The organism is Halomonas sp. SL18_1, from assembly GCF_055755715.1.
On sequence record NZ_JBVTRK010000001.1, the window covers coordinates 3019329 to 3034215 of the forward strand.

General features: G+C 65.9%; 6 protein-coding genes, 5 tRNA genes and 3 pseudogenes. 9 read left to right on the forward strand and 5 right to left on the reverse strand.

The genetic code is table 11. The features are described from left to right. The first annotated feature begins 5 nt into the window (after positions 1–5). The 4 genes from ACSJDS_RS15395 (at position 6) to ACSJDS_RS15410 (ending at position 2884) form a co-directional block, all read left to right on the forward strand. Positions 6–644, forward strand: a complete 639-nt coding sequence (locus ACSJDS_RS15395) for a 50S ribosomal protein L25/general stress protein Ctc (protein WP_473034030.1) — start codon at positions 6–8, stop codon at positions 642–644. 271 nt (positions 645–915) lie between these two features. Further along, positions 916–1533 (forward strand): aminoacyl-tRNA hydrolase, encoded by a 618-nt coding sequence (pth, locus tag ACSJDS_RS15400; protein ID WP_473034031.1) that lies wholly within the window; start codon positions 916–918, stop codon positions 1531–1533. Positions 1534–1659: 126 nt separating this feature from the next. Then, on the forward strand, positions 1660–2751 hold the full coding sequence (gene ychF, locus ACSJDS_RS15405; RefSeq protein WP_473034032.1) for a redox-regulated ATPase YchF: 1092 nt from the start codon (positions 1660–1662) through the stop codon (positions 2749–2751). 56 nt (positions 2752–2807) lie between these two features. Continuing rightward, positions 2808–2884: transfer RNA gene (locus ACSJDS_RS15410), tRNA-Met, on the forward strand. Positions 2885–3113: 229 nt separating this feature from the next. Here the strand turns inward: ACSJDS_RS15410 and ACSJDS_RS15415 are convergent. Beyond that, positions 3114–4333 (reverse strand): annotated as a pseudogene (locus tag ACSJDS_RS15415) (M18 family aminopeptidase). Between the two features lie 204 nt (positions 4334–4537). On the opposite strand from ACSJDS_RS15415, the gene ACSJDS_RS15420 reads away from it, so the two are divergent. Next, on the forward strand, positions 4538–6592 hold the full coding sequence (locus tag ACSJDS_RS15420; RefSeq protein WP_473034033.1) for a carboxy terminal-processing peptidase: 2055 nt from the start codon (positions 4538–4540) through the stop codon (positions 6590–6592). 234 nt (positions 6593–6826) lie between these two features. Here ACSJDS_RS15420 and ACSJDS_RS15425 read toward each other — a convergent pair. The 4 genes from ACSJDS_RS15425 to ACSJDS_RS15440 form a co-directional block, all read right to left on the reverse strand. Then, positions 6827–6902, reverse strand: a tRNA-Asn gene (locus ACSJDS_RS15425). A gap of 52 nt (positions 6903–6954) precedes the next feature. After that, positions 6955–7030 (reverse strand) — tRNA-Asn (locus tag ACSJDS_RS15430). 30 nt (positions 7031–7060) lie between these two features. Next, positions 7061–7136: transfer RNA gene (locus ACSJDS_RS15435), tRNA-Asn, on the reverse strand. Positions 7137–7291: 155 nt separating this feature from the next. Continuing rightward, positions 7292–7368: transfer RNA gene (locus ACSJDS_RS15440), tRNA-Met, on the reverse strand. A 188-nt stretch (positions 7369–7556) separates the two neighbouring features. Here ACSJDS_RS15440 and betI point away from each other — a divergent pair. The 4 genes and pseudogenes from betI to ACSJDS_RS15460 all read left to right on the forward strand — a co-directional run bounded on the left by betI (position 7557) and on the right by ACSJDS_RS15460 (position 14392). Further along, positions 7557–8162 (forward strand): transcriptional regulator BetI, encoded by a 606-nt coding sequence (gene betI / locus ACSJDS_RS15445; protein ID WP_473034034.1) that lies wholly within the window; start codon positions 7557–7559, stop codon positions 8160–8162. Between the two features lie 12 nt (positions 8163–8174). Further along, positions 8175–9643, forward strand: a pseudogene (betB, locus tag ACSJDS_RS15450) (betaine-aldehyde dehydrogenase). A 242-nt stretch (positions 9644–9885) separates the two neighbouring features. Continuing rightward, entirely contained in the window at positions 9886–11577 is a 1692-nt protein-coding gene (betA, locus tag ACSJDS_RS15455) for a choline dehydrogenase (RefSeq protein WP_473034035.1), read from the forward strand. Positions 11578–11996: 419 nt separating this feature from the next. Continuing rightward, positions 11997–14392: pseudogene (locus tag ACSJDS_RS15460) on the forward strand (acyl-CoA dehydrogenase). Positions 14393–14887: the final 495 nt, after the last annotated feature.

Below are 14887 nucleotides of genomic sequence, written 5' to 3' on the forward strand. Positions count from 1 at the left end.
ACATCATGTCCGATTTTACCCTTAACGCCAGCGTTCGTAACGACCTGGGGAAAGGTGCGAGCCGCCGCCTGCGTCGTGCGAACCTCGAGGTGCCGGCCATCGTCTACGGTGGCGAGTCTGCGCCGCAGCCGATCTCGCTGGAGAAGTCCGCCTTCTACAAGGCCATCGAGAGCGAATCCTTCTTCTCTTCCGTGATCGAGCTGGTCATCGACGGCAAGCGTGAGAAGGTCGTGGTGCGCGACCTGCAGCGCCACCCCTACAAGCCGCTGGTGACCCATGCCGACTTCATGCGCGTGGATGCCACCCACGAGATCACCATCAACGTGCCGCTGCACGTGGTGGGCGAAGAGAAGTCCAAGGGCGTCAAGGACCAGGGCGGTGAGCTGCACGTGCTCTCCAACGAGATCCAGATCAGCTGCCTGCCCAAGGACCTGCCCGACTTCCTCGAGGTCGACATCACCGACGTCGAGCTGGGCACCACCCTTCACCTCTCCGACCTCAAGTTGCCGGCCGGCGTGACCCTGGTCGACCTGACCCACGGCGAGGATCACGACAACGCCATTCTGAGCATCTCCAAGCCCAAGGTCCGCGGCGGCGAGGAAAGCGAAGAAGGTGGCGAGGAAGGCGAAGAGAGCGCCGAATAATCGCGCCCGCTTCGGGGCCGTGCCTGGCACGGCCCTCCCGGTTCCGATCAAGCGCCCCGGCGCTTGATTTTTTTTGGGTTCTTCGCACTTTAGCGTGAACATGTTTGGCAGGTTTTATGGTGGGAGGCCGGCTCTGCCGGCGGTTCGACGCTTCGACGAAGGCGCCGCAGGCGCCCCATGGGTAGCGCTGCGCGCTACTTCGCGAGCTGAAGCTCCCTCCCACAGGGCAAGTTCACACCAGTCTGCGATGAACCTTTTTATGGAGGCACCCATGAGCCAGCTCAAGGCGATCATCGGACTGGGCAACCCCGGTCCCGACTACGCAGCGACGCGCCACAATGCCGGCGCCTGGATGGTGGAAGCGCTGGCGCGCCGCTCGGGCACCGAGCTGCGCCCGGAGAAGAAGTTTCTCGGCCTCTACGCCAAGGTTCAGCTCGACGGCCATGACCTCCACCTGCTCGAGCCCACCACCTTCATGAATCGCAGCGGCGCTGCCGTAGCGGCCCTGTGCCAGTTCTTCAAGCTGACCCCAAGCGAGCTGCTGGTGGCCCACGACGAGCTGGACATCGCCCCGGGCACCGCCCGCTACAAGACCGGCGGCGGCCACGGCGGCCACAATGGGCTGCGCGACACCATCAGCGCCCTGGGCAACGACAAGGGCTTCCACCGGCTGCGCATCGGCATCGGCCATCCCGGCGAGGCCCGCCAGGTGACGCACTATGTACTGAGCCGTCCCGGCAAGACCGAACTCACCGCCATCGAGGCGGCCATCGACGAGTGCCTGGCCACCCTGCCCCTGGCCGTTACCGGCAACTGGGCGCAGGCCATGAACCGGCTGCACAGCTTTCTGCCTCCGGCTGAAAAGCCAGCCATAAGCTTGAAGCTATAAGCTGTAAGTCACCCCCACTGCTGGCCGGGATGGGTTTTCTTACGGCTTACGGCTTATGGCTTACAGCTCGGTCGAGTAGAATACCGGCCAATCGCCATTCTCGAACTCGCTTTCCAGGAAGATCCCATGGGTTTCAACTGCGGTATCGTCGGCCTGCCCAACGTCGGCAAGTCCACGCTTTTCAATGCACTGACCAAGTCCGGCATCGACGCCGAGAACTTCCCCTTCTGCACCATCGAGCCCAATGTCGGCATCGTACCGATGCCCGACCCGCGCCTCGACAAGCTGGCCGAGATCGTCAAGCCCCAGAAGGTCCTGCCCACCACCATGGAGTTCGTGGACATCGCCGGGCTAGTGGCCGGTGCCTCCAAGGGCGAGGGCCTGGGCAACAAATTCCTGGCCAATATCCGCGAAACCCAGGCCATTGCCCACGTGGTACGCTGCTTCGACAACGACAACGTCATCCACGTGGCCAACCAGGTCGACCCGCGCACGGATATCGAGACCATCAACCTGGAGCTGGCGCTGGCCGACCTCGACACCGTCGAGCGCGCCATCCAGCGCCTGGTGCGGGTAGCCAAGGGCGGTGACAAGGAGGCCATCGCCACCAAGGCGATCCTGGAGCGCATTCAGCCGCACCTGGCCGAGGGCCTGCCGCTGAGAAGCTTCGGCCTCGACGACGATGAGAAGAAGCAGCTCAAGAGCTTCGGCTTCTTGACGCTCAAGCCGACCATGTACATCGCCAACGTCAATGAGGACGGCTTCGAGGACAACCCCTACCTGGAGGTGGTCAATGAGATCGCCGCCGAGGAGGGCGCCGTGGTGGTGCCAGTATGCAACCAGATCGAGGCCGAGATCGCCGAACTCGATGACGAGGAGCGCGCCATGTTCCTTGAAGAGATGGGCATGGCCGAGCCGGGGCTCGACCGGGTGATCCGCGCCGGCTACGCCCTGCTCGACCTGCAGACCTACTTCACCGCCGGGGTCAAGGAAGTGCGCGCCTGGACGGTCAAGGTGGGCGCCACCGCCCCCGAGGCCGCCGGGGTGATCCACACCGACTTCCAGAAGGGCTTCATCCGAGCGGAAGTCATCGCCTATGACGACTTCGTGACCCTGGGCGGCGAGCAGGGCGCCAAGGACGCCGGCAAGTGGCGGCTGGAAGGCAAGGACTACGTCGTTCAGGACGGCGACGTTATCCACTTCCGCTTCAACGTTTGATGCCCAGGCCACTTGACGCGACCCCGGCAAGTCCGTAAACTTCGCCCCCGTTGCACGGCTACGTAGCTCAGCTGGTTAGAGCACATCACTCATAATGATGGGGTCCCCTGTTCGAATCAGGGCGTAGCCACCAGAGATCGAAAAAAAAACCCGTCGCCTCTGGCGCCGGGTTTTTTATTGGTTCATCGCAGACTGGCGTGAACTTACCCTGTGGGAGGGAGCTTCAGCTCGCGAAGTAGCGCGCAGCGCTACCGATGGGGCGCCTGCGGCGCCTTCGCCCGGCAGAGCCGGCCTCCCACCATAAAACCTGCCAAACATGTTCACGCTAAAGTGCGAAGAACTTTTTATGCCCGCCGGGTGGCTCAGGCCAGCTCGGCGCGGTTGACGAAGGCCGCCAGCGCGCGGGTCAGGTGGTCGACGTCCCCGGCGCCCGCAGTCTCGCGAATCGAGTGCATGGCCCACTGGGGACCCCCACGTCCAGGGTTGGCACGCCGAGCTCGGTGGCGGTGATCGGCCCGATGGTGCTACCGCAGGCCATGTCGGCCCGGGTCACGAAGGTCTGCACCGGCGCCCCGGCCTCCTGGCACAGGTCGCGGAACAGGGCCGCGGTGGCACTGTTGGTGGCGTAGCGCTGATTGGCGTTGACCTTGATCACCGGCCCGCCGTTGAGCGCCGGACCATGGGCCGCATCGTGCTTGTCTGGGAAGTTGGGATGCAGCGCATGGGCGTTGTCGCAGGAGATCATGCGCGATGCCTGAACCAGGCGCACCACGCCCTCCTCCCCTTCGGCGCCCAGCTGCTCGGCGACCCGCCGCAGCACGTCGCCGAGGAAGGGTCCCTGAGCGCCGCAGGCGCTCGCGCTGCCGACCTCCTCGTGGTCGTTGGCCACCAGCAGCGCCCCCTGGCGCCCATCGCTTTCCAGCAGCGCCTCGAGCCCGATGAAGCAGGAGAGCAGATTGTCCAGCCGCGCGCTGGCGATCAGCTCCCCCGCGACGCCGAGACGCGCCGGAGGCTGGGTATCATGGAAGGCCAGCTCGAAATCGAGGATCTCGACACCCTCCAGACCGTGCTGCTCCGCCAACCAGCCGGCGAGCAGGCGCTGCAGATCGGGCGCCTCACCGCCCTGAAGGAGCACCGGCGCCATCTCCGTCTGGGCGTTGATGGCACGGCCGTTGTTGGCCTCCCGATCCAGATGGATCGCCAGGCTCGGCACGATCGCCACCGGCCGATCGACGTTGAGCAGGACGCCCTCCAGGCGCCCGTCGGGATGGCGCACGTGGACCCGACCGGCGATCCCCAGGTCGCGATCGAACCAGGGAGCCAGCAGCACACCGCCATAGACCTCCACCCCCAGCTGCAGCCAGCCGGCCGCGGTCTGCGCCGCATTGGGCTTGAGCCGCAGCCCGGGGCTATCGGTGTGAGCGCCAATCATGCGCAGCGCCTCCAGCCCCTCTGCAGGTAGCTGAAGGGCGATGATCGAGGAATCGTTGCGGGTCACATAGACCCGCTCACCCGGGGTCAGCTGCCAGGGGTGCGTCTCTTCGAGACGCCGGAAGCCGGCGGCCTCCAGGCGTTCGACCATGACGGCCACGGCGTGCCAGGGGGTGGGAGATCGCTTCAAAACTCGAGCAGTCGCTCGATACGGGCTTCCCGGGACATGAGGATCCTCTTCAAGGGGCTGTGGATAACGTAACAGCTGCTACAATGCGCCATCGGCCTTCGCAACTCGCCAGCCTTGCGCGTGTCTAGGGAAGGAAGTGTACACGAAACCGGGAGTGCTTCATTGATGAGCCTGTTAGCCGTTGTTCGGCGCTCGGCCCTGCTGCTGGTACTGCTGATGCTGACCTGCACCGTGGCCCTGGCGCAGATTCACCCCAGCGAAGCCCAGCGTCAGGTCGCGGCGGAAGTCGCCGAATCCCTGCGCTATGGCCACTACGCCGACATCGACCTCGACGATGAGTGGTCAAAGATCGCCTTCGAGCGCTACCTGGATGTGCTCGACGGCCAGCGTGCCTTCCTGCTCGACCGCGACGTCGAGGCCTATCGTCACCTGGAGACGCGCTTCGACGACATCCTCTTTGACGGCGACCTGGAACCGGCTTACGCGCTCTATCGCCGCTATCACGAGCGTGCCGAGGCGCGCTACGAGTGGCTACTCGAGCATCTCGACGCCGGGCTGGACTTCCAATACGACAACCAGAAGCGGCTCGAGCTGGACCGTAAGGAGAGCCCCTGGGCCAGCAGCGAGAGCGAGCTGGACGAGCTGTGGCACAAGCGGCTCAAGAATGCCGCCCTGACGCTGGACATCAGCGGCCAGGACAGCGAGCAGATCGAGGCCAACCTGCGCCAGCGCTACGAAGGCCAGCTCACTCGGCTGCGGCAAACCAACGGCGAGGACGTGTTCGGCCTGTTCATGGCGGCAGTGACCAGCAGCATCGACCCGCACACGGAATACCTCTCGCCGCGCCAGGGCGAATCCTTCGACATCCAGATGCGCCTGTCGCTGGAAGGCATCGGCGCCATGCTGCAGTCGGACGGCGAATACGTGAAGGTGGTCAGCCTTGTGCCCGGCGGACCGGCAGACCGCGCGGGCGTGCTGGAACCCGCCGACCGCATCGTCGGCGTCGGCCAGGAAGAGGGTGAGATGGTCAACGTGGTGGGCATGCGCCTGGATGAAGTGGTCGAGCTGATTCGCGGCCCCAAGGGCTCCACGGTTCGCCTCGATGTGGTGCCGGCCGAAGCCGTGGACATGACCCGCTCCCGGGAGGTCGCGATCACCCGCGACACCGTGGATCTGGAGGAGCAGGCCGCACGCAGCGAGGTCATCGAGATCGACCGCAGCGAAGGGACCAAGCGTATCGGCGTGATCACCATCCCCACCTTCTATGTCGATTTCGATGCCTGGCAGGCCGGCGAAGAGGAGTTCCGCAGCACCACCCGCGACGTCGCCCGCCAGGTGGAACAGCTCAAGGAAGAGGGGATCGACGGCATCATGCTCGACTTGCGCAACAACGGCGGCGGCGCCCTGCAGGAGGCCAACTCGCTGATCGGCCTGTTCATCGACCGCGGCCCCACCGTCCAGGTGCGCGACGCCCGCGGCCGCATCAGCCTGTATGGCGACACCGAGACCGGCACCCTCTATGACGGCCCCCTGGCGGTGCTGGTCAACCGGCTATCAGCCTCCGCCTCGGAAATCTTTGCCGGCGCCATTCAGGACTATGGCCGCGGGCTCGTGCTGGGCAACGCCACCTTCGGCAAGGGGACGGTGCAGACCCTAAGCGATCTCAGCCATGGGCAGATCAAGCTCACTCGCGCCAAGTTCTACCGCATCTCCGGCGACAGCACCCAGCACCGCGGCGTCGAGCCCGACATCCTTTTCCCCAACCTGGTGGACCCCGAGCGGATCGGTGAGAGCAGCCTGGATAACGCCCTGGAATGGGATACCGTCCAGGAAGTGCAGTACCGCCACTACGGCGAGCCCTGGGAGTACATGGAAACCCTTAGGTCACGTCACCGCGAGCGGGCCGACACGCGCCCCAACTTCGTCTACCTGGAGCGCCGCGCCGACCTGGCTCGCCAGCTGCGTGAGGAACATACCAGCGTCAGTCTCGACCGTGAGCAGCGCCAGCAAGAGGCCGAAGCGCAGGAGGCCGAACAGCTGGCCCTGGAGAACCAGCGACGCGAGGCCCTCGGCCTCGAGCTGCTCGAGGAGTGGATCGATGCCCGCGGCGAGGATGCCGACGAGGAGGAGCCCGTCGAGCGGGTGCAGGTCATCGAGGCGGCTGAGATCCTCGCTGACTACGCGGAACTCAGCCAGCAGCGGCTGGCCGCACGCCGCTAACCCCTCTCGCCACCACCGGCCCTTGCTTCGGCAGGGGCCGGCTTCGTGGCGCTGCCACTCAGGCGCGCAACAGGCCGGGCACGCAAGCAAGCGGCGCCGTCGTCACACTCGAAGCACGGACAAATCACGCGGGAAAACTGCTAGACCTGTGGAGGCAGTCTGCCGGAACGGATCTCAGCATCACATCGGAGCAGAAGAAAGAAGCCGATGCGAAAGGACGGAATCGCAGGAAGATGGCTCCCGGAGCAGGACTCGAACCTGCGACCCAGTGATTAACAGTCACTTGCTCTACCAACTGAGCTATCCGGGAACAAGGTGGCACAACGGCACGAGACCGATGCTGCCTGGCAGGGGGATGCCGATGGCTCCTCGAGCAGGACTCGAACCTGCGACCCAGTGATTAACAGTCACTTGCTCTACCAACTGAGCTATCGAGGAATGGCACCGAAAATCAGCATCCGCGTTGTTTGGCTCCCCGAGCAGGACTCGAACCTGCGACCCAATGATTAACAGTCATTTGCTCTACCAACTGAGCTATCGGGGAACGACCGCGAACACGGGGCGTAGTATACGTAACGCGGCGACAAGGTCAAGTCCCGGGAGCCACAACCTAGCCCTACCGCCCCTGCGCTCGACCACCTCACCCCGCAACGCAAGGCGCCCACCCGGTTGGACCGAGTGGGCGCCTTGTTGCGAGTCTGGTGGCTACGCCCTGATTCGAACAGGGGACCCCATCATTATGAGTGATGTGCTCTAACCAGCTGAGCTACGTAGCCTTTATCGAAGCGGTCACAGCCTGTGTGAGCGTCGACGGAGCGAGATTATGCCCGAGGCATGCCTCACTGGCAAGTCGGCGACGGCAGCGAGTTTTTATTGATTGAACGTTCAATAAAAAAATGGCATTCTGGTCGCCATCGATCCGGCAACGCCGGAACAGGGCCAAGCATGCACAGGAGTCTTCACGGTGCCCAAGGTTGGAATGGAACCGATTCGCCGCCAGCAGCTGATCCGGGCCACCATGGCCGCCATCGACGAGGTCGGCCTCGCCGATGCCACGGTAGCGCGCATCGCGCGTCACGCCGGCGTCTCCGCCGGCATCATCAGCCACTACTTCGGCGGCAAGGACGGACTGCTCGAGGCCACCATGCGACAGATCCTAACCGATCTTGGCGATGCCGTGGCGGTGCGGCGACGCGCCTTGGCCCATGGCTCGCCGCGGGCCCACCTTGGCGCCATCATCGACGGCAACTTCGACAGCAGCCAGGTGACCGGGCCCGTGGCTAAGACCTGGCTGGCGTTCTGGGCCAGCAGCATGCACGCACCACAGCTGGCCCGCCTGCAGCAGGTCAATGATCGCCGCCTCTACGCCAATCTCTGCCATCAGTTCCGCCGCCTGATGCCACGCGAGGATGCGCGGGACGCCGCCCGCGGCCTGGCGGCAATGATCGATGGCCTATGGTTGCGCGGCGCTCTCACTCCCGAGGGGCTGGATGCCGACCGGGCAAGACGCCTGGCCCACAACTACCTCAACCAGCTGCTGGCCGCTTACGAACCCCTACCCACTTCTTGACAGGAGATCCCCATGGCAACCTGCGATGCACAGCCTCTCTATATCGACGGCCGCCACGTAGCGGCAAGCTCCGGCGAGACCTTCGACGTCATCAACCCCTTCAACGGTCGCCGACTGGCCAAGGTCCAGCACGCCTCGGCCTGCGACGTGGATCGCGCCGTGGCCGCCGCCGAAGCGGCCCAGAAGGTCTGGGCTGCCATGACCGGCATGCAGCGCGGGCGCATCCTGCAGCGCGCTGCGGCGCTGCTGAGAGAGCGCAACGATGAGCTGGCCGAGCTCGAGACCCGCAACACCGGCAAGCCGATCAGCGAGACCGCCGCCGTGGACATCGCCACCGGAGCCGACACCATCGAGTACTATGCCGGCCTGGCGCCCGCCATCGAGGGAGCCCAGATTCCGCTGCGTGAATCCTCCTTCGTCTACACCCGCCGCGAGCCCCTGGGGGTGATCGGCGCTATCGGGGCCTGGAACTATCCGCTCCAGATCGCCTGCTGGAAGGCCGCCCCGGCGCTGGCGGCCGGCAATGCCGTGGTCTTCAAGCCCAGCGAAGTGACCCCGCTGACCGCCGCGAAGCTGGCCGAGATCTTCACCGAGGCGGGCCTGCCCGACGGCGTCTTCAACGTCGTGCACGGCGACGGTCGCGTAGGCGCCATGCTCACCGAGCACGACGGCATTGCCAAGGTGTCGTTCACCGGCGAAGTGGGTACCGGCAAGCAGGTGATGGCCGCAGCCGGTGGCTCCACCCTCAAGGAGGTGACCATGGAGCTGGGCGGCAAGTCGCCGCTGATCGTCTTCGCCGATGCCGACCTCGACCGCGCTGCCGACGCCGCCATGATGGCCAACTTCTACTCCAGCGGCCAGATCTGCACCAACGGCACCCGGGTGTTCGTCGAGGCGACGGTGAAGGCCGACTTCGAGGCGAAGATCGTAGAGCGCGTGGGGCGCATCCGCGCCGGTGACCCGCTCGATCACAGCGTCAACTTCGGCCCGCTGGTGAGCTTCGAACACCAGGCCAAGGTGCTCACCTATCTCGAGTACGGCAAGCAGGACGGCGCGGCGGTGCTGATCGGCGGCGAGCCGCTTGCCGAGGGCGACTTCGCCGGCGGCGCCTGGGCGCCGGCCACCGTCTTTACCGACTGCACCGATGATATGCGCATCGTGCGCGAGGAGATCTTCGGCCCGGTGATGGCGATCCTCAGCTTCGACGAGGAAGAGGAGGTGATTCGCCGCGCCAACGACACCCACTACGGCCTGGCGGCCGGCGTCTTCACCGAGAGCCTCGCCCGGGCACACCGCACCATTCATCGCCTCGAGGCGGGCATCTGCTGGATCAACACCTGGGGCGAGTCGCCGGCCGAGATGCCGGTGGGGGCTACAAGCAGTCCGGCATCGGCCGCGAGAACGGCGTCGAGACGCTGGCCCACTACACCCAGACCAAGTCGGTACAGGTGGAGATGGGACCGTTCGAGTCGGTGTTCTGACAGGAAAAATACGCCCCCGGCCATCCCAGCGAGCGGGTACCGCTCGGGCTGATCCGTCGACAAGCCTTTGAGGAGGCGCTATGAACCCTTCCCTGGGCGCTACCTACGCCATCCATGGCGTAGGACCTCCTCTTCGGCTTGTCCCCGGCGCCCCTCGCTGCAGCCAGCAGCACTCGCCTCAGACCGGCACTCCTTGCATATGGCAGCAGGCCACTTCCCTCGCGTTCTAGTTGAGAGATGTTATGTCCCAGATTCGTGAATTCGACTATGTCATCATCGGCGCCGGCTCCGCCGGCAACGTGCTGGCCGCCCGGCTCACCGAAGATGCCGATACCACCGTCCTGCTGCTGGAGGCCGGCGGCCCCGACCACCGCTTCGACTTCCGCACCCAGATGCCGGCGGCGCTCGCCTTCCCGCTGCAGGGCAAGCGCTACAACTGGGCCTTCGAGACCGACCCCGAGCCCCACATGGACGATCGGCGCATGGAGTGCGGCCGCGGCAAGGGGCTGGGCGGCTCCTCGCTGATCAACGGCATGTGCTATATCCGCGGCAACGCCCTGGACTACGACGGCTGGGCCAAGGCGCCCGGGCTCGAGGACTGGACCTACGCCGACTGCCTGCCCTACTTCAAGAAGGCCGAGAGCCGCGATATCGGCGCCAACGCCTACCACGGCGACGATGGCCCGATCAGCGTGACCACCCCCAAGGCGGGCAACAACCCCCTCTATCGCACCTTTATCGAGGCGGGTAAGCAGGCCGGCTACCCGGAGACCGAGGACGTCAACGGCTACCAGCAGGAGGGCTTCGGCCCCATGGACCGCTTCGTGACCCCCGAGGGCCGGCGCGCCTCCACGGCACGGGGCTATCTCGACATGGCCAAGGGGCGCGACAATCTCACCATCGAGACCCGCGCCACCACCGACGTTATCGAGTTCGAGGGCAAGCGAGCCACAGGGGTGCGCTATCTGCGGCGCGGCAAGACGCAGCAAGTGCATGCCCGCCGCGAGGTGCTGCTCTGCGCCGGCGCCATCGCCTCGCCGCAGATCCTGCAGCGCTCCGGGGTGGGGCCAGCCGAGGTGCTAGAGGAGTTCGGCATCGAGGCAGTGCAGGTCAACGACAGCGTCGGCGCCCACCTCCAGGATCACCTGGAGATGTACATCCAGTACGAGTGCAAGCAGCCGATCTCCCTCTACCCGGCACTCAAGTGGTACAACCAGCCGAAGATCGGCGCCGAGTGGCTGCTGCTGGGCAAGGGCATCGGGGCCAGCAACCAGTTCGAGGCGGCAGGCTTTATCCGCAGCAACGACCAGGAGGCGTGGCCCAACCTGCAGTACCATTTCCTGCCCATCGCCATCAGCTACAACGGCAAGAGCGCGGTGCAGGCCCATGGTTTCCAGGCCCACGTCGGCTCCATGCGCTCGGAGAGCCGCGGTCGCATCCGCCTCACCTCCCGAGACCCAAATGCGGCGCCCAGCATCCTGTTCAACTACATGTCCACCGAGAAGGACTGGCAGGAGTTTCGCGACGCCATTCGCCTGACTCGCGAGATCATCAATCAGCCCGCCTTCGATCCCTACCGCGGCCGGGAGATCTCGCCGGGGCCGGACGTCCAGTCCGATGCCGAGCTGGACGCCTTCGTGCGCGCCCACGCCGAGACCGCCTACCACCCCTGCGGCAGCTGCCGGATGGGCGAAGGCGACGACGCCGTGGTGGACGGCCAGGGCCGCGTGCACGGCCTGGAGGGGCTGCGGGTGGTGGACGCCTCGCTCTTCCCGCTGATCCCCACCGGCAACCTCAACGCCCCGACCATCATGCTGGCCGAGAAGATCGCCGACCGGATCCGCGGCCGCGAACCGCTGCCGCCAAGCGACGCCCCCTACTACGTGGCGGATGGCGCCCCGGCCCGGGAAGAGCCCCAGCGCCGCCTCGACTGAGAAAGCCGGTCAAGCATTACCACTGCGCCCCGCCCTGCCCTGCAGCGCGGGGCATTTTTGGGTTCTTCGCAGACTGGCGTGAACTCGCTTTGTGGGAGGGACGGTTCGACGCCTCGACTTCAGCTCCGGTTCGACGCTTCGACGAAGTAGCGCGCAGCGCTACCCAAGGGGCGCCTGCGGCGCCTTCGTCGAAGCGTCGCACCGCCGGCAGAGCCGGCCTCCCACCATAAAGCCTGCCAAACATGTTCACGCTAAAGTGCGAAGAGTCCGTTTTTGTGATGCTGGCCGGTTGCATTAAAGTGAGCTAACCTGCAAGCATTCAAACATCTGTTCGAATGCTTGCGTTCCACCACCACCGGAGTCGTTTCATGCTCACCCTGATCCTGCTGATCGTGGCCCTTGGCGGCCTGCTCACCGTGATGCGCCGCGAGGCGGGCGCCCTTCCCGCCCTGGGCGTGCTGGCCGTCACCGGCCTGGCCAGCCTGCTCGTCGCCTCCACGCTGCTGGGCTTGCTGCTGCTGCTCGGCGCAGCGGCTGTGGCCGCGGCCGGGCTGCCGGCGCTGCGCGGCAAGTGGCTGACCCCGCGGCTGTTCGCCATGTTCAAGAAAGTCTCGCCCAAGGTCTCCGACACCGAGCGGGTCGCCCTGGAAGCCGGCAGCGTGGCCTGGGACGGTGAGCTGTTCACCGGCAAGCCCAACTGGCAGGCCCTGCTCGATTACAAGGACGAGGGGCTGACCGACGAAGAGCGTGCCTTCCTCGACAACCAGTGCGCCGTGGCCGCCGGCATGTGCAACGCCTGGGACATCGCCAAGGAGCGTGCCGACCTGCCCCAGCCGCTTTGGGACCACCTCAAGCAGGAGCGCTACTTCGGCATGATCATCCCGAAGGCGTACGGGGGCCTGGGCTTCTCTGCCAAGGCGCAGTCCCTGGTACTGCAGAAGCTCTCGGTCAACGAGACCCTGATGGTCACCGTGGGCGTGCCCAACTCGCTGGGTCCGGGCGAGCTGCTGCTCAAGTACGGCACCGATGAGCAGAAGAACCACGATCTGCCGCGCCTGGCCGACGGCCGCGAGATCCCCTGCTTCGGTCTCACCGGTCCCCGTGCCGGCAGTGACGCCACCTCGCTGCCCGACACCGGCGTGGTCTGCAAGCAGGTGATCGACGGCAAGGAAGTGCTCGGCGTGCGTCTCAACTTCGAGAAGCGCTGGATCACCCTGGCGCCCATCGCCACGGTGGTGGGCCTGGCGTTTCGCCTGTTCGACCCCGAGCACCTGCTCGGCGAGGAAGAAGACCGCGGTATCACTCTGGCGCTGGTGCCACGTAATACCCAGGGCATGGAGATCGGCCGCCGCCACCACCCCATTGGCAGTCCCTTCCTGAATGGCCCGATCAAGGGCAAGGACGTCTTCGTGCCGCTCGACACCATTATCGGCGGCACCGAGATGATCGGCCAGGGCTGGCGCATGCTGGTGGAGTGCCTCTCCATCGGCCGCTGCATCACCCTACCCTCCGGCGCCACCGGCACCGCCCGCTACGCCATCGGCTGGAGCGGGGGCTTTGCCCGCATCCGTCGCCAGTTCAACGTACCGGTGGCCGAGATGGAAGGCATTCAGGAGCCGCTGGCGCGCATGAGCGCGCTGGGCTATATCGCTCAGGCCGCGGTCTACCAAACCGCCAACACCATCGACCGTGGCGAGAAGCCGGCGGTGCCTTCGGCGATCCTCAAGAGCCAGCTCACCGAGTACCAGCGGGTGGTCCTCGCCGATGCCATGGATATCCACGGCGGCAAGGCGGTGACCCTGGGGCCGCGCAACTACCTGGGGATAGGCTACAGCGCCAACCCGGTGGCGATCACCGTGGAAGGCGCCAATATCATGACCCGCAACCTGATGATCTTCGGTCAGGGGGCGATTCGCTGTCACCCCTACGTGCTGGAGGAGCTGGCCGCCAAGGACGCCGATGACCTCCAGGCCTTCGACAAGGCGTTCTTCGGGCATGCCGGCCTGATCTTCGGCAACGCCGCCCGCGCCCTCACCCAGGGGCTGGGGCTTGGCAAGTCCGATGTCCCCTTCGACGCCACCGCTGCTCCCTATGCCAAGGAGGTCGCCCGGCTCTCCGCCGGCTTCGGTCTCTGTGCCGACGCCGCCATGGCCAGCCTCGGCTCGACCCTCAAGCAGCGCGAAATGCTCTCGGCGCGCCTCGGCGACGTGCTCTCCAACCTCTACCTGGCCTCTATGGTGATCAAGCAGTGGCACGAAGGCGACAAGGTCGAGGACGAGGCGGCGCTCTTCCACTACGCCTGTCAGCTGCTGCTGGGCCGCGCCGAGCAGGCACTGGACGAACTGTTCGACAACCTGCCAAACCGGGCCCTCGCCCGGGTGCTGCGCGTGGTGGTCATGCCGCGGGGCAAGCGCTTCAAGCGCCCCACGACGACCTGGCCCGTACCATTGCCCAGGCCGTCTCCCGCGATACCGCCCTGCGCACGAAACTGCTGCGTGAGACGTGGGACGGCAACGATGGCGCCGAGGATAACCCCCTGGCCCACTACAACGCCCTGCTGGCGACTCAGGAGCGCGCCGAGGCGCTCTACCGCACGGTCAACAAGGCCTATGCCAAGGGTGAGATCCCGGTGGAGGCGCTGCATCCGGAGCAGCGTGTCGAGGAGGCCCTCAAGGCCGGCCTGATCAGCGAAGACGATGCCGTCTTCATGCGCCAGCGCGAAGCGGAGGTGCTGGAGCTGCTCACGGTGGACGACTTCGAGTACGACGCCTTCGTCATCGACAAAAGCAAGGTGCTGCGCCACCACGCCGCCTGACGCTGCCACTCCCCACGCCCCGGCCCAGCGCCGGGGCACCGGCGTTTCTGCGGTCGGTCACTCAACCGAGAGAGGCTCGCCGAGCCTGAGGCCGAGCAGCCGCGAGGCGGCATCCAGGCCAGTGGCCTGGAGCCCGCGACTCTCCAGCGTCTCCGCCGGCAGCGCTCCTCGATCCACAGCCCGTCGATAAGGCCGTTGACGGCCACGGCGAGGCGACGCAACTCGACCTCTCCAGAAGGGTGGGCTCGATATCACCGCTGCGCAGGCTGAAGCTGCTTTTGGCCAGAGATATCGCACTCTGCCCTGACAGGGTGCGCAGCCCCTGGTAGGCGTCTTGGGTACCTTGCACGACACGGCCTCGGGCGGCTTTCGTGGAGTCGTCGTCGCTGGTGAATGGCAGCGCCTCCCAGGCGGTCCTGGTGGCTGCCTTGGCGTTATCCCAATGGCTGCTGACCACACGGCCCGCTTCCTCACCGGGGTTGTAGCTGACCATCT

What these genes read in the sequence shown, in the direction of transcription:
- ychF (WP_473034032.1), top strand. Translation starts at nt 1,660, where the DNA reads ATGGGTTTCAACTGCGGTATCGTCGGCCTGCCCAACGTCGGCAAGTCC.
- ACSJDS_RS15395 (WP_473034030.1), top strand. Translation starts at nt 6, where the DNA reads ATGTCCGATTTTACCCTTAACGCCAGCGTTCGTAACGACCTGGGGAAA.
- ACSJDS_RS15420 (WP_473034033.1), top strand. Translation starts at nt 4,538, where the DNA reads ATGAGCCTGTTAGCCGTTGTTCGGCGCTCGGCCCTGCTGCTGGTACTG.
- pth (WP_473034031.1), top strand. Translation starts at nt 916, where the DNA reads ATGAGCCAGCTCAAGGCGATCATCGGACTGGGCAACCCCGGTCCCGAC.
- betA (WP_473034035.1), top strand. Translation starts at nt 9,886, where the DNA reads ATGTCCCAGATTCGTGAATTCGACTATGTCATCATCGGCGCCGGCTCC.